The sequence below is a fragment of the Ruegeria sp. CK3 genome (assembly GCF_056536565.1).
In genome coordinates this window covers 107,379-126,764 of the sequence record NZ_JBQFPV010000004.1, presented here as the reverse complement: position 1 = coordinate 126,764, position 19,386 = coordinate 107,379, and the positions used below count along the sequence as shown (strand labels likewise).

Genomic DNA, 19,386 nt, shown 5'->3' with positions numbered 1-19,386 from the left:
GATTGTGAATTTCAACACCGCCCACCTTCCACGCGGGCGGCGTTTTCGCGCCTCAGTCTAAGAGACCCGGCAAGAAGAGAGCGACCGGCGGCACGAAGGTAACAACGAAGACCATCGGCAGGTGACCCAACAGCAGGAACTTCAAGGTCGGGCCGACATAGGTTGACAGGGGTTGTCGGGTGACGCCCCCGGCCATGTAAAGCAGCGGTGCGCAAGGTGGAGAGATGTTGCCCAGTCCCAGGTTCGTACCGACAATGGCAGCGAAATGGATCGGATCCAAACCAATCTTCTGCGTTACAGGCAGAAGAATGATCGCAGCCAGAACTCCACCCGATACGTCGTCGATAATCATGCCCATGATCAGCAACAGCAGATTGATCAGCAACAGGACAACAATCTTGTTTTCCGATATCGTCAGCAACAGATCGGCAAACTGGGTCGGCACTTTTGCCAGAACCATGCCGCGGCTCATGACGAACAGGAAGAATAGGACCATCAGGATCGCGCCGGTCAGACGCGCGGCTTCGACTGTTGAGGCAAACAATTTGTCGAACGGCAGCGTGCGGTAGATCAACAGACCGACAGCGAGCGTATAGACCAGAGCCATCGAACCGGCCTCCGTCGGAGTGGCGATGCCGCTGTAGATGCCGCCCAAAATGATAACAGGCATGATGATCGCAAGGCTCGCACGCTTACCGGTTTGGCCGATTTCTTTCACGGTGCCGGAAAAAGAAAGTCTCTCTGCAACTGTAATCGTCGTGTTGTTGCGCAGAAACCAGAAATTCAGCGCGCAATAGGTCGCGGCCAGCAGGATCCCGGGGCCCATGGTTGCAAGAAAACACTTGGCCACTGACTCGCGGATTGCAATCGCAAAGACAATCATTGGGATGCTGGGCGGGATCATCAGAGCCAGAACCGAAGAAACAGCCACTAGCGCAGTTGCATGGCCCGGCGGATACCCTTCCTTGATCATGCGCGGGACCATGATTTTCCCGATGGCTGCAATCGCAGCAGAGGCCGATCCCGAAATCGCGCCGAACAGCGCACAGGTCACAACGGTCACCGCGCCCAGACCACCCTTGGTTCGCCCGACGAAGGAATTGACGAAATCCAGGAGGCGCTCGGATATCCCCGACGCGCCCATCAGGGTGCCCGACAGGATAAACAGCGGAATGGCAAGCAGCGAGAACGCACTGACCTGCGAATAGCCAAACCCGGCATGAAACGAGATGTCTGTGCCCTGCAAAGTGCCAAAGACAAGCGCACCGATGCCGAAGGCAAAGCCGACGGGCACCTCGATCAGCAGCAGGACAATGACAATTGCGATTGCGACGAAGAACAGCGTCATGTCATTCTCCTCCCTTGCCAGTGATCAGCGCACGGGCTTCGAGAAAGATCTGAAGTAGCATGTAGAAGCCCATCAGCATGAAGCCGAAGACCATGCTGAGATCCCACATGTATTTTGGAAATTTCATATACGAGCTTTTGCGGTTCAGGTTGATGTTGAACTGCGCAAAATCCCAAGCGTATTTGGCAAAGACGATCAGTGCCACCAAGCAGAGGATCGACCCGAACAAACGCAGGGCAAGCAATGTCTTTCGATTTCGAAAGACCAGCGACATCACTCCACCTTCGATTTGGTCACGCTCGCGCGAGCAATACGCCATTCCGATGAAGTAGATCCACAAGGCCATCATCGGTGCCAGCTCTTCGATACCGAGGAACGGAGACGAAATGACATATCGCATGAAAACCTGCGCGGCCATGACAAGGCCAAGGGCAAGCATTGCGACAAACATGATGACGCGCAACAGCCACGCAACTTTGGATTCCAGCGAGTACAGGCCATCGAGGCCGCGATAGACAGGCAGATCGCGATCCTCTGGCGCAGGCACCGGTATGATCGGCGATGGCACCAGGACATCGTCCAGACTGTCCGTATGCAAGATATCCTTCGTCATTTTCCCTCCCATCCCCATAAGGAAGCACGCGCAAAGCGGGCTTTGCGCGTGTTCGTAAGTGGCGCTATTCCACGCCGGCCGCCTGCTTGATGGCACCCATCACTTCTGTGCCGATGATCTCCTCCATGTAGGGGTATTCGACGGCGACAACCTTTGAGCGGTAGGCATCCAGCTGCTCGGGGGTCAGTTCAACGACTTCAATCCCGGCCGCTTCGATCTGCTCGAACCACTTGGGGCTTTCGGACTCGGCGTTTTCCCACGCCCAAGTAACAGCCTCGTTGGCCGCCTCTTTCACCCAGCCTTGCTGCTCCGCTGTCAGGCCATCAAACCACGTTTTGTTTGCTGTCCAGAAGGTGTGTTCGAAGTTTTCGCGCGTGAAGACATAGGCGCTCAGCACGTCCTTAAACAACAAAACCTCGGAGGGCGGCGAGTAGGCCCGACCGTCAATGGCACCGGTCTGCAATGCTGTATGCACTTCAGAGAACGCCATCGGAACGACCGAAAAACCGGTTGCCTTGTAGCGCTCGATCGCCATGGGCATACCCGGAACGCGCATCTTGAAACCTTCGGCATCGGTTGGGAAGTCTAGAGGAACGTCAACGCCTTTGCGCACAACGAAACCGGTGAAGTCGGTCGGGATCGTACCCAGCAACTCCATGCCCAAGTCATTCATGATGTCGTTGTAGACTTCATTCATTGTCGAACCGGGACCGTAGACTTCCTTGCCCGACTCCCAGTCGTTGGCGACATAGCCCAGAACGGACACGTCCCAGCGCGGATCAAGCTCGGAATGGTTCCACGACATGGTCATCTGAACAGCGCCTTGAGCGACCTGCTCAACGATCGATGTCCAATCTCCAAGATCACCGCCGGGGTGATAAGAAACCGACATGGTTCCACCAGAAAGCTCGTCCAGCCGTTCGATGAACTGTTCGGAGACTTTGTGGAAGATGTGTTCCTGATCCATGACGTGGCCCAGAATGATGTCCTGAGCCGATACACTGGACACGGCGAACCCGGCAAAGCCGAGCGCGGCAGCCCCAGTTTTCAGAAATTTTGACACCTGCATTTACGAAGGTACCTCCCTTTGATCGAATCTCGGCCTGTGCTTGAGGAACCCCAATCAGGCTGGCGGGACAGTTGACCTGTATACAGCTTAATGTCAATAATCAATTTTACCCACTATTTTCACGACAAAATGAATGAGGTGCATGCAGGCTATGAGAATTGATCAAGGATCCATGTTCGATGAGGGCCGCCACAAACGGGCAAAAATAGGATTCGTTCTACTCGCGACCGAGCAGACAATCGAAGACGATATGATGGAACTGATGCCAGAAGGCGTCGGTGCACATTTCACCCGGGTGGCCATTCCAGACAGCATCACAGTTGACAGTCTGACCGCAGTCGGGGCTGACCTGGCACGCGCCGCGTCGACCTTGTTGCCAGATGGTAGTCTGGATGTGATCAGCTATGCCTGCACGTCCGGCAGTTTGGTCCTAGGAGAAGAAAACGTATTTCGCGAACTGCGCAAAGGCGCACCGAACGCGATCGCGACCTCTTTGATCACCTCTGCCATTCGCGCTTTAAAAGCACTTTCGGCAGAAAAGATCGCGGTGTGCACACCTTACCTTGAAGACGTGAATCTGAAAGAAAAACAGTATCTTGAAGAACGAGGCCTCCACGTCACGAGGATACGCGGTCTGAAGCTGGAAAAAGACAGCGACATGATCCGTGTACGACCGGACGTGATCGAACAGTTGGCCCATTCGGTCGATTCCGGGGCGGCCGATGCCGTGTTTATTAGCTGCGGTGCGTTGCGGTCACTCGAAGTCATTGAACGGCTCGAAGACGCCCTGAACAAACCCGTAGTTTGTTCCAATCAAGCCATGGCCTGGGATGTCTTGCGTAAAGCGGGTGTTGATGACCAAATTGCTGGGTACGGTCGGTTGTTGAGAGACTACTGATTGGTAGTCTATGACAGCAAAGAGCACCCAGAGGGATCAGAACCGTGACTATCGCAGATTCAGGAATTGCGGCGCCCTCAAAGGTAACCGTAGACGAGATCCAAGAACAAATCTTGGAACGCATCTGCTTCGCGCACTACCCTCCGGGCACTCAACTGAAAGAGGCTGCGCTTGCCAAGGAATTCGGAGTCAGCAGAACCCCCGTCAGAGATGCCATCGCGCGCATCGGGCATCTTGGATTGGTAGAGACGCGCAATGGTGTCGGCACCGTTGTCATCGAGCTTTCAGCAGAACGGGTCCGCCATCTTTACGAAATGAGGATGGAGCTTGCCCAGATGATCGGGGCCTTGTCGCCGATCACTGTCACAAAATACCACCGCGAAGAAGCGCGTTCGATCCATGAAAAAGCCGTCGCGCTGCGCGAGCAACTAGACTCTCAGGAATACGTAAAACTGAACCAACGCCTACAGACCCTGATCACATCTCTGATCGGAAACCACTCTCTGCGCGAATTCTGGAACCAGGCATATTTCCAGTCGTCCAGCGTCTGGCATCGCATGGAACAGATTGTTGGCGTAGTTGCCTACGATTCATTGGTGCGAGAGACCTCTGACTTGGCCAAAGCACTGGAGCGTGAAGACATCGCCGCCGTCGGATTTCTGCAGAGAGTCTACATAGGATATGCTTTTCAACTAATTGAGACACATCTTTTGAAGCGACAAGAAGAACGTGAGTTTTGAGTCGATTGCTCAAGGCTCGTTGGAATTTTCTTAGAATTTCAGAGAAATTGGTTTCGGCAGATCAACTCGCCTTTCCCATTGGCACAACCGCATTCTGGTTAGATTCTGAACCATTAGGAGCAAACGCTTCTGTTCGCCTAGAATTAAACCTTGGGCATCAACGTAAACAAGAACGTCACAGCCCGGGTGTTTTGTGAAGCGACTTTCAGTAGAGTGGCACGCTACCCTACGCTTCTCGACAGACCCTCAGAAAGCGGCGTTTATCATACGCACGCAGAATGATTGTGACGTCCCCTATTCGGCCATTGCAACTTCTCGCGGCATGTCAGCTCAGAGCCTCAGCGCAATTTCTATCACTCTGACTACCTTGCAAAAAAGGTTGCAGCCAAAGCTTCTAATGACGCCACGCAATCCTCGGTTGCACACTGACCCCTTCAATTATCGTTGTTTTCATTGACACATTGCCTTGCATGCGATCCGCTGAACTACGTCATCTGTTTTAACGCAAGGATTTGATGTCATGCCAGAATCGCTCAACCTGCATAAATTTGAAAACCTAAGTCCTTTCCAAATTAAAGACGAACTTATCAAGTTGGCGCAAAAAGAGGCGCGGCAAATGGCTCTGCCATACCTAAATGCCGGTCGAGGGAACCCAAACTGGATCGCCACCAAAGCACGGGAGGCATTTTTCCTGTTAGGGCAGTTCGCCATGACAGAAGCTCAGCGCCATCGGAACGAGCCGGAGGTCGGTCTGGCTGGGATGCCGCAAGGGCCAGGCTGCTATGATCGGCTCAAAACGTATTGCGCCAAATCGGTTGAAGGAAACGGCCCTCCTGGTGCGAGCACTTTGGTGGCAGTCGTTGATTTTGCGATTGAGAAATTTGGCTTTACGCCAGACGATTTCGTACTCGAGTTGACCGATGGTATCGTCGGCGACCATTACCCGATGCCCGACCGGTGCATGGAGCACAACGAAGCGATTGTGCATGAATACGTTATGTGGGCGATGTGCGCAGGGCACCGACCGGATGCGAAGTTTGATATCTACGCAGTTGAGGGCGGAACCGCAGCGATGTGTTACATCTTCAAAGCGCTCAAGAACCAGCGATTGCTGAATGCCGGTGACACGATTGCGTTGGGTACACCGATTTTCACACCCTATCTGGAGATGCCGGTCCTTGAAGATTATGGGCTGAACACGGTGGATGTCTCTTCGAAAGAAGAGGATCACTTTCAACTCAACGACGAAGATTTCGAAATTCTGTCCGACCCGAAAGTCAAAGCACTCTTTCTAGTTAACCCGGGCAATCCATCTTCAGTTGCTATCAGCCCCGAAGTCTCGGCTCGGCTTGTCGAGTTCGTAAAGACCCGCCGCCCGGACCTGATCATTTTGACTGACGACGTGTACGGGACCTTCGTTCCAAACTTTCAGTCGATCTTGGGGCATCTGCCTGAGAACACCATCGGGGTCTATTCCTACTCCAAGTACTTTGGTTGCACCGGGTGGCGTTTAGGCGCAATTTTGGTGGCTGAGAACAACATCTTCGACAAGATGATTGCGGATGCTCCGGACGAAACAAAAGCCGTCGTCAACGCACGGTACGAAACGTTGACGCCTGATCCATCCTCGTTCAAGTTCATCGACCGGATCGTCGCCGACAGCCGCGATGTTGCGCTGAACCACACTGCAGGTCTGTCGCTGCCACAACAGGTGATGATGACTTTGTTTTCGTTGGTCGAGCTTATGGACGAAGAGAAGGCCTATCAGAAATTCTGCTGGGGTATTCTGAAGCATCGCTTTGACGAGTTGGTCGACGGGATGGGCATCGAAGTTCCCGATAACTCGCTGTTCGACAAATACTATGGTATTATCGACTTCGAATTCTGGCTTCGCAAATACGTGGGCGAAGAGGTTGTCGAGTGGATCAAAGAGAATGTTCACCCGCTGGATATATCCTTCAAACTGGCGCAGGACCACGGGATCGTGTTGCTGAATGGATCGGGCTTTGACGCGCCGAACTGGTCGGCGCGGGTATCGTTCGCCAATTTGGATGATAGTGCTTATCGCCAGATCGGAAGAGCGGTGCGCGCGGTGGCCACAGGCTACGTGCAGGCCTACCGTGCCTCAAAAGGGCTGCCTTTACACGGTTGATATCCTGCAACGGCATAAAGCATCGGATCAGCATGATGATTGGTACACATGCTGATCTCACCCTTCTAAGCTAGGACTCTGATTGTTGTGCGGTCTGTCCTACGGAACAAAAGCCACAACCAACGGCCCCCAGAGTGTCAGGAAGATATTGGCCACGGCATAGGTCATGGTAAAGGCGGGTGTGGGTGTCGAGTTTCCGGCTTTTTCCAAGAGTGTCGCAAAACCGGGATTACCCGAGCGTGATCCGGTCACAACCGCACAGGCTTCAACCGGGTTCTTGATACGCAGGACGAAGTAGTTGATCGGGAACTGCACGATCATGGGCATCAATGTAACCACAACACCCAAAAGCAGAAGTATGATCCCATATTCCTGAATTGCCTCTAGCGCAGGTTTGCCTGCATTGAGGCCAACGACACCAACAAACACAGCCAATCCGAAACTCTGAAGGAAATTCGCGGCCCCACGATTAATACCGCCGATCTTGGGTTGCCGGATACGCATGTACCCGATGATCAATCCTGTAACCAGGCAACCAAGGCCGGACCCCAAAGCCACCTTCGTTCCCGCGATGACAAAACTGATCTCTCCGATCAGATAGCCGATGGCCACGCCGATCCCCAATGCAATGAAATTGGTGACTGAGGCCGAAGGCGGCACGTAGCCTGCAACTTTGGCAACTCGGTTCAGGTCGTCCTTGTGACCGACAATACTGATCTCGTCACCTGCATGGATCTCTGTGTTATGCAGGACGGGGACATCATGGCCCATGCGAGTGATCTTTGAGATATGAACACCGCGCCTTTGATCTGCCGTCAGAGCTTCGCGCAGCTCTGCCAAGGTTTTACCGGTCAGTTTGCGGTTGGTGACCACGACGTTGCGACGTTCCTCCACAACCGTCAGTTCAGGGGGATACTCTCCGATTTCACCACTGGCGCTCCCCTCGAACTGGGTCAAAGTCGCGACGAGGCCGGAGACAACCACAACGTCTCCGGCATTGACTATCGTTTCGGGGGTCGGATCTACAGGAGCGCCATCGTGGAGCAACCGTTCTACGATCAGATCGCCATCATAGCCGCTTTCGATGTCCTTGACGGACTTTCCGGCAATGCTTGCATCGGCATTTACTTGATAGGCGCGGGCGTCGAACCGATTCATGGGAAGGAACTCACCTTCCTCTAGTTTGGGACCACCGCCGCCGAGTTTCTGAGCCAACTTAATCGCTTCTTGCCGCAGATCGACACGCATGATGATGGGAATGATGCTAACTGCCAATATCGGGCCGATTGAGCCGAAGATGTAAGTAACCGAGTATCCTACTGCGATGTTGGTTTTCAGTTTTTCCGCCTCATCAGCGGCGAGCCCAAGCAGATCGATGGCGTTTCCAGCGGTGCCAATGATTGCAGATTGTGTCAGGCCGCCAGCAGCCAACCCCGCGGCCAGCCCTTTGTCCAAGCCCGCCAACCGAGCAACAACGATAACAAAAAACAACCCCCAGAGGGTCATCATAAACGCGGCCAGTAGCTTGGTCAGCGCAGTTCGGTTCAAGGCCGCAAAAAACTGAGGCCCGCCATTGTAACCGACCATGAATATGAAAAGGGAAAAGAACACATTCTGAACATCGGTGCTCAGGTTGATACCACCGATCTGGCCAATGAAGACCGCCACCAACAACGTGCCCGCAATGCCCCCCAATTCGAACTTGCCGACCCGAAACTTTCCGACGCCGTATCCAAGACCCAGACAAAGAAACAATGCCATAATCGGGAAGGCGCGAAGCTGTTCTGTAATCAATTCCATTGTGAAATCTCCAGGGTTCAAACGCTGGTCGTTTCTCCCCAAGATACAGAGACTTACTGTATTGAGAACAAAAAAATTTAGACACCCGACGTCGTGCGGACTCTATGAAGCCATTCGGAACAGTTTCTTGAAATATTCGGGTGAACTTGAAATCTAAATAACTATTTTCGAAACGTAGATCACGCCATTCCCTCTTTGCCTTTTGGGAAAGAGCCTTGGCCATTTCGATGGATTCCTATGCTCTCTTCGACCATTTTCAGATATTCACCCAAGCTGCAGCGAGTGGAGGTTGTTTTTCCGACCTATCCTGCAGGAATGAAGCGATAAAAATGAACCTATGGCTACCGCGTTCAGAACAGAGTCGTTGTGAACGCAGTTTAGTCTTTAGCCTCATCTCCTAGTTTTGTGCGACAGAGCCGAAGGTTGCGCAAGTTTGACGGGAGTTAGCGCGACTTCTACAGCTAATAGTGTAGAAATTTCAGTCTGGGTAAAACGCTGTCATCCGATCTGCAAAAGTGGAGCGTGCAGCAAGTTGTGAAAGCCGGCACCAACCCAAGCTTACCCGCCAAGAGTACTCTCAACTGAGGCTCAAAACCTGATCCGAAAACTGGCGCCATGTTCTGGGTTCATTGTCTCGATCACTGCATTTGCTTGTTTCAATACAGCGGAAATAATGGACAATCCCAAGCCAGTACCTCCTTGATCCCGTCTTGTCGTGAAGAAGGGCTCGCTGATGCGTGTGCTGTTGCGCGGGGAAATTCCCGTGCCGTCATCAGAGACAATCAAGCTGTTAGAAGCTGCATCAAATGTTATGTCGACACGTGTTGCCCCGTGCTGGAATGCATTTTGCAAAAGATGATGCAGAACAATGTGCCCCTGATCTTTGGACAATGGTAGGCGAGTGTCGGAAGGCGCGTGGCACTCAATGACGTGCTCTGAAAACTCGGCTGATGCGGCTTGGACAATATCCGCCAATGGCGTTGGAGTCGCGTCAGTGTGAATGCTGGCCCGGGCCAGTTCGCGAAGACGAGCCAGCAGCGCGTTCATGCGCAGACCTTCCTCCTTTATGTTGAGAACCAGTTTCTGGTTTCGGTCACCGGCTAAAGCAGATGGCCCTTCAGACAACAGCTCCGCCGCACCGAGAATTGCGGTGACCGGCGATTTCAACTCATGTGTGACATGGCTCGTGTAAGTTTCAATCGCTGTGGAACGTTCTGACAAGGTTGCGGCCATAGAAACGACGTTGTTGCCCAAATCTGCCAATTCCCTCACCCCATAGTGCGGCACCGGGTCAGGCGTTGGCTTCGACCCGTTTGCGACATCTCGGCTTTGACTGCTGAGGTCGCGAATTGGCTTCGAGACCAGTCGCCACATCATCCAACCGACCCCGACCGCAGACACCAGCATGAACACGGCAACAGAACCCAGTGTGAACCGTTCCTGAAACAGAAACTTCCTCAGATCCATGGGCGTGCGCGACAGGTAAACGGAGCCAATAACCCGATTGCCCAACACAACGGGATGTGCAACGAACACGCGGTATGACGTATCCCTGCTAATCGAATTCAGAAGATGCCTCTCAGACGGATTGTCCCGATGCCGCAACACAGAAATGGTTTCCCCCTGCAGAGCTTGAGACACTTCCGGGACATGCAGAAAGGACCCGGTGACGGATCCACTGCTGGCAATGACCCGACCAGAATGATCAGTGAAAACATATCCTGATAGAGTCGTCTTCTTTGCAGACATGGCCAACTGGGACAACGTTTGAGACATCGCCGCGTATGGCGCAGCCAAAGGTTCATCTATTGAAACCGGATCAGGTCTGGGCGGTGAAACCTCACCGCGAAGCAGGTCCAAACTGGGTGCTATGGGATGAAAGTCCTGCTCAAGCCGCGTGATCTGTTCGGCGGACAAGCTGTGGCCAACATCGGGCGTATGTTGGAATTCTGAGAAAGCCGCAGCATACACCTCGGCAAAGATAACCGCCTGAGACAGCAGGCTGCGTTCCGTTTCACGCGCGAACTGGTTGCTGGATAAGCGAGCGCCCAGGACGCTTGTGATTGGAAGCGTCACCAATGCGATGCAGACCAACGCAATCACCAGTGCGAGCGAAGGCCGCCATTTTTTCTTGACGGTCAGCACCGACAAACGCCCAATTTTACACCAACCCCGTGCACGGTCTGGATCAGGTCTGGATAGCCCGACGCCCGTGCCTTTTGACGGATATTGCGAATATGGCTGTCAACTGTGCGACCGGACAGGTAGGTGTTGTGACCATAGACCATTTCGATGAGCTGCGACCGCCCGAAGACCCTGCTTGGTGCCTTGGCGAGGATAGATAGCACCGAGAACTCGATCCCGGTCAGCTGAATTTCGGTTTCCGCTAGGGTGCAACGATGGGCGCTGTGATCCAGCCGTAGATCCTGAAAAACCGTCACACCATCGGGCGCCTTTGTGGCTGCCGAGCGCGCGAGAATGGCTTTGATCCGAAGTACCAACTCGCGCGGGCTGAAAGGCTTAATGACATAGTCATCGCCACCAAGTTGAAACCCAAGAATGCGGTCGATCTCATCATCCCGTGCCGTCAGAAACAAGATAGGTACGGTTGAAGTTTTACGCAGCTCCTTGCACGTTTCCAACCCGTCCATTTCGGGCATTCCGATATCCAGAACAACCAAGTCAGTCGGGGTTTTTCTGAACAGCTCTAATGCATCCTGACCAGTGCCCGCTTCGGTGGTTTGAAAACCGGAATCTTCCAGTGCAAAACGTACGACATCGCGGATACGGGCATCATCATCTACGATTAGAATGTTGTTCACGGTATCTGTCCGCCGTCGAAGTTTCACCCAAGTCACGATCAGAGATCACACTGCCATTGGCCGGGTCAAGTGGGGCTTGAACACGTGGTGCGCTCCATTTGAAATCGTCCCCCAACCACCAGGCATCTGTTCGCAATTTGTATGGTATGTGCCTCATGCCGTGATCCTCCGAACTCGGGTCAGACGCAGTGCACCCAAAGCCGCCAGGATGATCAGCCCAAAAATCGCTTGAGGCTCGGGAGTGGATGATCCGCTGAACGCGGTTTTGGGATAGGCTGCAGCGCCGACGCCCGCCACCTGAGGCAGGACCACCGGAGTGACTCTTGCCGGTACCTCGCCTTCATTCACAACCTGTTTAGACACAGCCACAAATGAGGTGAACTGCGTCTGAAGATTGAACTTCAACCCAAGATCGGTGATCTGTGCCTCAAGCTTTCTGGGGTTGCCGGTCTGAACCGCCAGCGCGCGGTCCAAATCCGCAATTTTCGTCCGCGCCCAGGTCAATGGGATTGCAGTTCCTTGGCGCATATCATCTTCAGCGGTGGGCCTCGATGGCAGGTTAGGAGACAATGGCATTTGCGCGTCTCGACCCTGAACCAAGCCATTGATCTTGATGTCCGTAGGCCCGCCACCTTCGTATCGAGCCATAACCCGGATTGAGCCACCGTCGAAAAGGTCAGGGATATGCTGGGGAACTACGTCGGTGACATTCAGCCTGCCCCAATCGACGGATATGTCCGTCAGTACCGGCGATTTCAGGTCTTGGGCGAGCGTTTCAGCAACATCTGACGCGCGCTGAGTTGGGTCGACATATCGGGCATAGCCGCGACCTTCTTTGGCCATCCCATCCAAAAGGTAGCGATTGACAGCAGTGCCAACACCAAAGGCATAGATCCGAGCATCACCGATCTGGCGCCGGATTGTGCGCAATACATCCGCTTCACGCCCGATATAGCCATCGCTGAGAAAGACGACGATGCGCAGTGTATTCTCAGGTTGCCGCGTCGCAAAGGCGTGCCGGATTGCGTTATCGATTTCGGTTCCACCTCCAGCGCGGAGGTCGCGCACGTAGCGCAAACCAGACCGGATGTTGCCGTGTGTGGCGGGAACGGCTTGGGATGCGAATTCGTACGCGCCAGAAGAAAACCTGATCACGCGAAAATAGTCCTCGGGACGCAAACCGTGCAACGCAGCCTCCATAAAACGCTTGCTGGCATCCAGCGGTGCGCCGCCCATTGATCCCGAGGTATCGAGCACAAAAACCAGCTCTCGCGCCGTGATTTGATCCAATTGCGGAACCTTTGGGGGTTCGATCAGCAGCGACACAAAACCGCCACGCTCATCATGATGAGCCAGCACTCCGGCTGCTGTTTGATCGCTGCCAAGTTCATAGCGCAGAACAAGATCACGGTTGTCGATCACGCGTCCGTCCTTGAAGGTGGCACTGATTATTCCATCGGACTCATCAAGCTGCAGATCATGGGTGGCGCTTGTCAGATTGGAAACGGGGACCGCGCCACGCAGGTTCAGGGCCAGCGAAACGCGTGCGGGTTCAATCGTATCTGGGTTCGTCAGGCCTGGAACCGGCGGGTACTCGGGCAGCTTGGAAACCTCCCAGCCATCGATCTCGGCCACGGCGGAGGCGTCCAGCTCTTCTTCGTGGAAGTCCGACAGCACGACATTCTCGGAAGTCGGTTCAAAGTCCACCATGCCCTGATAGCGCGGCCCGACAACCAGTGGCAGCACCAACTCATAGCCGCCATCGATCTTTGGAACCGCCTGCACATAGCTCAGCGTCACTGTGATCGGCTGCCCTGGCATCAGGTTAGCAATGTTCTGCGTGAACATGTTGGGACGATGTTGGGTCAAAAGGGCTGCGGCCTTACCCTCTTGCTTTGCGGTTTCAAAGGTTTGTTCGGCCTCGTGCTTTTTCTGAACCTCAGCCTCAATCACTTCGTCACCAACCCGCATCTGCATGGCATAGACGGCGGCCTTTTGGTTCAGTGGAAACAAATACTCCGCCGACATTGGATCATCTGATGGGTTCACGAACACCTGCTGCACCTGAACGGTTGCAATATCGCCTTGAATATCAACGGAAAGGTCCGATTTGAGCAGCGGGAGATCCAATTGACCCGCCGCACTACTACCGACCAATCGGCCCGCGACGTCGTCTTCTGGTTGGGCGTAGACAATCCCGGGGCACAGTAAGAAGAGAAAAGCAAAGTGGCGTATCATATGTCCGTTCCTTTGATGGTTTGAATGTCCAGAGCTGCAATCGTGGCAGCGTCGAGTTGGGCGCGAAGCTCGCTGTCCAGACTCCATGGGGTAATCCTTTGCACGCTGCTCCAGGTGCCGCCGGAGCCGTTCAGCCAGCGCCAAATCGCTTCACCTACGCTGGGTGTGACGTGCCCGTTTTGTGAGACGTAGCTGACTGCGACGAGCCATTCGTGCCCATTTGGGCCGATCGCGCGATAGTAGGCACTCGGAACGCTGTCATAGCGTGTGCCAAGAAAGTGAACCTTGTAACCCAGACCCCTCAGGCAGATCTCCGGTGCATGCAGATGCCGCAGCGGTGCGCGCGTGCTGACCACATTCAGCCCCAGCGGACCAAACTGAGCCTTCTGCGCCTGCCCGCCATAGGCTTCGAAGTAGTGTGCCTCCATCGCAGTCAGAGGCACGCTTCGCATAAGATGCCCGTGAATTTGTGCGGGAAGGTTCGGAGTTGCCACACTGCCCGAAACATCCACTGGATTGGCCTTGAGGGACACGATGGCAATGCTGCCGACTAGGCAAGCAAGCCCGCCAAGCGCTTTGATGGATTTCGGCAGGATGATCCGGCTGGATTGTGGGCGGCCTGCACGTGCAACCGCATTGCGGGGCCGATAAAACAGCGCAAAGGGCGCAACCGTCAGAGCAAGCGTTACCAAGCCGATCAGGCTGTGCCAAGGTTCGGCCATCACATCCAGACCATGTGTAATCCCGATTGCCAGAAGTGAAATGCGCAGGCTATTGCCCAAGGCGGCGCATCCGATCACGGTCAAAACGCTGAGGCCACCAACATACAGTTTAGGACGCATGATCGCGTTCTGAGTGACCACAAAAGCCAGCGACAGCAAAAGCCCTGACGCGCCCGAGCATGGCAAGTCCACCAGAATGTCTTTCTGTTCCAAAGTGATGCGCACCCCGTCGCAAACGACACCTGAAAACAAAGAGCCAAGCATGTGACAGGACAATTCCGCCGAAACCATCTGCAACGGGAAGCCAAGCGTACGCTGCAAGACCATCTCGGCTGGTAAAGAAAACAAAAACAGAGTGGCCATCCAGAATGGCGAAAGCGCGAAGGGGCGACGATGCAGCTGCAATACCGAAACCAGCGCGAAAACATCCAATGCAAGCGCGCAAGCACTGAGGATATTGACCGCCAAAACCTGTCCTAGAAATCGGATCAAAGCGGCCAGCAACAACACGGCAATCGTAGGTATCTGAGAGCCCACTTCTTTTGGACGGCCGCTCAGAACGCTCACGCCGGCCAAACCAAAAATCAGCAGAACATAGATATATCCGTACGATCCGTAGGCCGGACTAAGCCAGCTTTGTGCAAGCCATTGCAAAGGCTGCGCTGCAAGAATTGCGGAGGCGGTTGCGAAGGTGCACCAAGCCAAGTTATCTGCGGTCAAACGTTTCATTCCGCCAGATGTGACCGGCGAATGCGCATTTCCCCTGCCCAAGATGTGCAGATTTTGATGAGACACTCTCAAGTGAGGTCTTTGTCGCTTTTCTCAGTCCTCAGCACACTGCGCGTATTGCCTCATGCCATGTAGGCTCTGCAATCACTTCTAAAGCGCGCCGAGCTTCAGGCGTCAGCAATGGATGCGATCATTGGAACACTGTGTTCTGCAGCGCACCAAAGGTGGTCAACTAGCGGGCACTTGTAGAAAATTTGACGGCTACTGGGTTCGCACCTTTTGCGCGCAGTTCTGCAACATGCTCACCCGTTTTGAGTGCGTCGACCCAAGCATCCAGATCTTTCGCGACCTTTTTACCGTCCAGATACCATTCAACAGGTTTTACTGTTGTTCGCCCTGTGAATGTGCCCCAGAGGTGTAGCGGTCTGTCTGCGCGCACCACCTGACCCTCCAAGGGATGAATGATGGCAAGCTCGGGCGAGACCGCAGGTAGCTTAACTGGCTTGGTGTCGGCCGTCGCGGTGGAATAGCCGTCATGCGCCAGAACCCTGATCCTGACTTTGTCGGCAGGGATAATGGCTGGGTCAATCTCCACTGAGTTGCCCGTCACGCCAACCGTCAGGCCGTTCCAGCGTTCGCCATCAGCGGACCATTGCAGCCAAATATCAGGGGCATAGCCTCGTTTGGCTCCATTCGTTTTCCAGGAAACCTTTAGACCAGATTTGCCAATACTGGCTTCGGCCGATGCTACTTGAATTGGCCGCGCCGGTCGTTTGCGTTCCCATAGGGTCTTATCGCCCTGGCAAATTCGAATTGCAGCTCCGAGGTCGACATCACCCATTGCAGCAATGAAATTGTAGGGCGGTTCAGCCGGATCCTTTTTGCCGCCTCCGCCGCAACCGCAGCCATCACCATTGGCGTCGTGCGTATCCATTGTAAAGACCGGCGCGGATGAGATAACCTCGTCGTTGTCGCCGATCAATTGAATGACAAGATCAGTGCGCGCGCCAGACATTCTTAGGGGTCGCGTTGGAACCCGCACGAGGCTTGCGACCGATGCTTGCATGTCTTTGTCAACCGCCCCGACAATCGTCACGAATGGACGTATCTGGTCTTGCCGGTCGACTTCCATGTCACCTGCCCCTGTCGCATTGCCGCCAGACACGCCTGTTGCCAGTGCTACGGGGTCAAATTCGGCGCGGTTCAGCATGTAGTTATGCGTAAAGATCGAAACCCAACGCGGGCCGCAATAGCCCATCAGATCCTCGCTGTTTGCTGGTCGGTGTATGGTCCCGTCATTTGTGTCGAGACCGTATTCGCCGATGCTCGCATCTGAATAGACTGTATTGCCGCTGGAATTGGTTGTTGTCATGCCGGTATCATAGGGTTCGTACAGCGGATAGCTCGCGTTCGGTGTGCCAACCGCTCCGCATGGGGCATGCGGTAAGCCCGCCTGATGGCCCAATTCATGCGCGAGCGTGACCGGATTGTTGGACAGGCCGGCACCGTTTCCGCCGCTGGCGCATCCTGTATTGCCATGCGAACGCGGTATCGCCGCATTCACCAGACCATAGTAAAGCCAGTCACCCTGATTGCCGTCATTCGTGCGCGCATTGGCCACGAAATTGAGGATTGGTGTCCAGTTGGGATCGCATCCACCCGCCGGGAACATATTGTTTGTCAGCCCCTGTGTTGTGGTCTGACTGTCGATGATCCGCACGTTGGGCGTGCTGCCCACCGGGAAGACCCGAAGCGCAAAACTGGTGTCAGCGGCCACCTGTGCTGCGTTAGGTGCTGGCAACGTAATATTCGCTCCACCACCCATTGGTGGGCCTTGATAGCCGATCGTGACGGCTGCAACGCGCAACTCTTGCTCAAGGTCGACATCGACAAGCTGTTGGGCTGTGTCACTTCCGCCATAGCAATCATCCGGCGAAGAGACGGTGATCGAAAGACGCAATAGCCCCGTCATAACGTTGGCCGGAATGATGAAGTTCAGAGTCGCATCGATATCGCGGCGCTCTGCGTCATAGCTGGAGAAACTGTCCTGGGCCGTCATCGGGGCATTGAACGGAGGGATACTGGCCACCGTGGACCAAACTCCGCCAACCCGGCGTTCCACTTGAAGGGTACCGCCGACATTGCCGAGCTGCCCGTTGTCGAAATTCGGATCCTGCCCGCTGCGCAAATATGTCCGAACCCAAGCCGATTTATTGGCCACTAGTTGCAACGAGTTGTCTGGGCCGCGATCAGCCGGATCCGTCAGATGCTGGGCGGCACGGTAATACTGGATCGCCTGCGTTACCTCTATCCCGTCGATGGACAGGTCCGGCGGGTTCTGGAAAACGAGGTCCAGACCCTGACTGACGGTAGCTGGTTTGCATTGCCCGGTCGCGACGATTTCGACACGTACCTTTGTCGTCTGATTGAAATCGGTTTGATCAAAGTCCCAACGCCCCAGATCAGGGGCCGGTGCAATCTGTGCAATAACAGCACCGGTCTCGGTGTTCACGATGCGAACTGTCACAGTGTCTGCGGCACAAACTTTCCAGCGGATTTTGAGGACCTCGCCAGGCAACAGACAGTCGTCATCTTGATGCCCTTTGACGATGAACTTGAGGATATCAGCGCTTGTGCCTTCGAACTCAGCCAACATCTTTCCGCTTATGCGGTAGTCCAGAAAACGATCACAGACGTTGATGGTCTGAGCAGGCGGGATGATCGTCAATCCGCACCCCGCATTGGTGGGCACGACCACGCAGATGCGTTTGTCCGACCACGAGGTCGGCTCCACGATCGGGCCGGGATTCATCGTTCCATGCTGAGTGAACTGCACTTTCCCAGCAATATCGCCGAAGCCGCATCCGCAAATAGCGACAGTATCACCGGGGCAAGCACGCTCGGGGTTGATCTCGGTCACGGTGTAACAGTCGATACTGCACCAGTTCCGATAGGCATCTGTGATGCAATCCAAAATGGGCTGGCGGACACAAAGGTGACAGCAAGGCACCTGACCGCAGTGGGCCTGATCGGTGCAGATACACAGCACGTATTCCAACAGATCAACAAAGTGCCGCTCTGAATGAGGCTTTTTGCAGATCAGGTTGACGGCTGCTTCGTGTAGCGCGGTTAACACTTGGAAACGACATAGTTGCTCCAACAACGCGCCGACATATTTGACCATTGTTGGTCGGTGACCGCAGGACACATGCATCGCAGCGAAAACCATCAGGCTCATGTCTTCGTCGGCAATCAGGGATTTTCCCGTCGGACAGACATGGTCGGAACAGCAGGCGGACTCATTTTTGGATTTGACCGGTTTGCAGTCGTCGTTATTGCAATCTTCGTCAAAAATGTCCTGCAACACGCCGCCAGCGTCCTCACCGGACGCGCCATTGCAGCCACAACCCATTGGCGACGTGGCGCAAAGGGCATTGAGCACATCCACAAATCGCCCCTTGGCAGCAATATTTCCCTTCAGAACATGCCATGCGTCATCAAGCGCATTGCCGAAGATCGCAAGCGTTGGGCGAACGCACTCAGAGAGGTCCACGCGCTTTCGCTGCAACCGCCCGGCATCGGCAAGCTCAAGTGCTTCCTCTATGTCGTCCAAGATACTGTCCGGTAAAAATGGCTTGTCGGGTGCAACCCAGCTTAACGGGCGGTTCAGGTGGCAGATGAGTTCTTCTGCCGGAACGGCAACGTCGAAATTTATGCCTTCGCTACAGGAACAGTCTTCTACCTTGAGCCGGGCCTTGTGAATGCGCGTTCCATCACGATCGCGCAGCTTCATCCGAAGTTCCATGGGGCCTTCGCATTTACAATCCTCAGGGATTTTTGACGGATCTACTGTGAGCACAAATCGGCCATCAGCGGCCGTCAATACACACCCCAAGTCGATCTTACAGTCATCTCGCTTGTGCCAGACGTCGCCAAAAACGGCGCGAATATTAACCAGTAGTCCGTGTACGGGTTGGCCGTTTTCCTTCTGAGTGACACGACCGAAAACAAATTGAAAGTGACTAGGCATAGCTGAAACAAGCCTCCGATTAAAATATGAACTTCTGCTGATTTCACTTGGGAATTGCGCCAAAAAGGACGCTTTGCACCAATGGCGACCAAGTGTTATATGCAAATTTCAAATAGGTTTAATGTTAATTAAATTTGATATTATTCTGCGCCAAAATCCCCAAAATGTCAATCAAATGCCGCCCCCGGTGGCGCTCTGGGCAGCATTTGGAGCCGTGGACACGGC

Annotated in this window: 14 protein-coding genes; 5 read left to right on the top strand and 9 right to left on the bottom strand. The window is 54.3% G+C overall.

The genetic code is table 11. The features are described from left to right. Positions 1-52: 52 nt before the first annotated feature. The 3 genes from ACR0C3_RS06535 to dctP all read right to left on the bottom strand — a co-directional run bounded on the left by ACR0C3_RS06535 (position 53) and on the right by dctP (position 3,030). Positions 53-1,348 (bottom strand): TRAP transporter large permease, encoded by a 1,296-nt coding sequence (locus ACR0C3_RS06535; RefSeq protein ID WP_480757795.1) that lies wholly within the window; start codon positions 1,346-1,348, stop codon positions 53-55. A 1-nt stretch (position 1,349) separates the two neighbouring features. Then, complete coding sequence (locus ACR0C3_RS06530) at positions 1,350-1,961, bottom strand: TRAP transporter small permease (protein ID WP_480757794.1); 612 nt, start codon at positions 1,959-1,961, stop codon at positions 1,350-1,352. 64 nt (positions 1,962-2,025) lie between these two features. After that, complete coding sequence (dctP, locus tag ACR0C3_RS06525; protein ID WP_480757793.1) at positions 2,026-3,030, bottom strand: TRAP transporter substrate-binding protein DctP; 1,005 nt, start codon at positions 3,028-3,030, stop codon at positions 2,026-2,028. Between the two features lie 172 nt (positions 3,031-3,202). On the opposite strand from dctP, the gene ACR0C3_RS06520 reads away from it, so the two are divergent. The 3 genes from ACR0C3_RS06520 (at position 3,203) to ACR0C3_RS06510 (ending at position 6,820) form a co-directional block, all read left to right on the top strand. After that, entirely contained in the window at positions 3,203-3,928 is a 726-nt protein-coding gene (locus tag ACR0C3_RS06520; protein ID WP_480757792.1) for a maleate cis-trans isomerase family protein, read from the top strand. 44 nt (positions 3,929-3,972) lie between these two features. Beyond that, positions 3,973-4,668, top strand: coding sequence for a GntR family transcriptional regulator (locus tag ACR0C3_RS06515; protein ID WP_480757791.1), 696 nt, complete (start codon positions 3,973-3,975; stop codon positions 4,666-4,668). Positions 4,669-5,188: 520 nt separating this feature from the next. Continuing rightward, entirely contained in the window at positions 5,189-6,820 is a 1,632-nt protein-coding gene (locus tag ACR0C3_RS06510) for a bifunctional aspartate transaminase/aspartate 4-decarboxylase (protein WP_480757790.1), read from the top strand. Between the two features lie 99 nt (positions 6,821-6,919). Here ACR0C3_RS06510 and aspT read toward each other — a convergent pair whose 3' ends face one another. The 6 genes from aspT to ACR0C3_RS06480 form a co-directional block, all read right to left on the bottom strand. Continuing rightward, positions 6,920-8,620, bottom strand: a complete 1,701-nt coding sequence (gene aspT / locus ACR0C3_RS06505) for an aspartate-alanine antiporter (protein WP_480757789.1) — start codon at positions 8,618-8,620, stop codon at positions 6,920-6,922. 588 nt (positions 8,621-9,208) lie between these two features. Beyond that, complete coding sequence (locus ACR0C3_RS06500) at positions 9,209-10,765, bottom strand: ATP-binding protein (RefSeq protein ID WP_480757942.1); 1,557 nt, start codon at positions 10,763-10,765, stop codon at positions 9,209-9,211. After that, positions 10,759-11,442 carry a response regulator transcription factor gene (locus ACR0C3_RS06495; protein ID WP_480757788.1) on the bottom strand — a complete coding sequence of 228 codons (684 nt, stop codon included), beginning with the start codon at positions 11,440-11,442 and terminating at the stop codon, positions 10,759-10,761. Before ACR0C3_RS06495 ends, ACR0C3_RS06500 begins: the two co-directional genes overlap by 7 nt. Positions 11,443-11,595: 153 nt before the next feature. Then, positions 11,596-13,572 (bottom strand): VIT and vWA domain-containing protein, encoded by a 1,977-nt coding sequence (locus ACR0C3_RS06490; RefSeq protein WP_480757787.1) that lies wholly within the window; start codon positions 13,570-13,572, stop codon positions 11,596-11,598. Between the two features lie 104 nt (positions 13,573-13,676). Beyond that, a complete protein-coding gene (gene xrtT, locus ACR0C3_RS06485; RefSeq protein WP_480757786.1) occupies positions 13,677-15,131 on the bottom strand; it encodes an exosortase T in 1,455 nt (484 codons plus the stop codon). 232 nt (positions 15,132-15,363) lie between these two features. Next, the gene (locus ACR0C3_RS06480; protein ID WP_480757785.1) at positions 15,364-18,369 is read right to left on the bottom strand and encodes a hypothetical protein; all 3,006 of its coding nucleotides are present in this window, start codon (positions 18,367-18,369) and stop codon (positions 15,364-15,366) included. On the opposite strand from ACR0C3_RS06480, the gene ACR0C3_RS06475 reads away from it, so the two are divergent. Both ACR0C3_RS06475 and ACR0C3_RS06470 read left to right on the top strand, forming a co-directional pair. Continuing rightward, on the top strand, positions 18,340-18,759 hold the full coding sequence (locus ACR0C3_RS06475; protein WP_480757784.1) for a hypothetical protein: 420 nt from the start codon (positions 18,340-18,342) through the stop codon (positions 18,757-18,759). The two genes, ACR0C3_RS06480 and ACR0C3_RS06475, sit on opposite strands and share 30 nt — an antisense overlap. A gap of 42 nt (positions 18,760-18,801) precedes the next feature. Next, the gene (locus ACR0C3_RS06470) at positions 18,802-18,972 is read left to right on the top strand and encodes a hypothetical protein (protein WP_480757783.1); all 171 of its coding nucleotides are present in this window, start codon (positions 18,802-18,804) and stop codon (positions 18,970-18,972) included. The last annotated feature ends 414 nt before the right edge of the window (positions 18,973-19,386 follow it).

What these genes read in the sequence shown, in the direction of transcription:
- ACR0C3_RS06535 (WP_480757795.1), bottom strand. Translation starts at nt 1,348, where the DNA reads ATGACGCTGTTCTTCGTCGCAATCGCAATTGTCATTGTCCTGCTGCTG.
- ACR0C3_RS06530 (WP_480757794.1), bottom strand. Translation starts at nt 1,961, where the DNA reads ATGACGAAGGATATCTTGCATACGGACAGTCTGGACGATGTCCTGGTG.
- dctP (WP_480757793.1), bottom strand. Translation starts at nt 3,030, where the DNA reads ATGCAGGTGTCAAAATTTCTGAAAACTGGGGCTGCCGCGCTCGGCTTT.
- ACR0C3_RS06520 (WP_480757792.1), top strand. Translation starts at nt 3,203, where the DNA reads ATGTTCGATGAGGGCCGCCACAAACGGGCAAAAATAGGATTCGTTCTA.
- ACR0C3_RS06510 (WP_480757790.1), top strand. Translation starts at nt 5,189, where the DNA reads ATGCCAGAATCGCTCAACCTGCATAAATTTGAAAACCTAAGTCCTTTC.
- aspT (WP_480757789.1), bottom strand. Translation starts at nt 8,620, where the DNA reads ATGGAATTGATTACAGAACAGCTTCGCGCCTTCCCGATTATGGCATTG.
- xrtT (WP_480757786.1), bottom strand. Translation starts at nt 15,131, where the DNA reads ATGAAACGTTTGACCGCAGATAACTTGGCTTGGTGCACCTTCGCAACC.
- ACR0C3_RS06475 (WP_480757784.1), top strand. Translation starts at nt 18,340, where the DNA reads ATGCATCGCAGCGAAAACCATCAGGCTCATGTCTTCGTCGGCAATCAG.
- ACR0C3_RS06480 (WP_480757785.1), bottom strand. Translation starts at nt 18,369, where the DNA reads ATGAGCCTGATGGTTTTCGCTGCGATGCATGTGTCCTGCGGTCACCGA.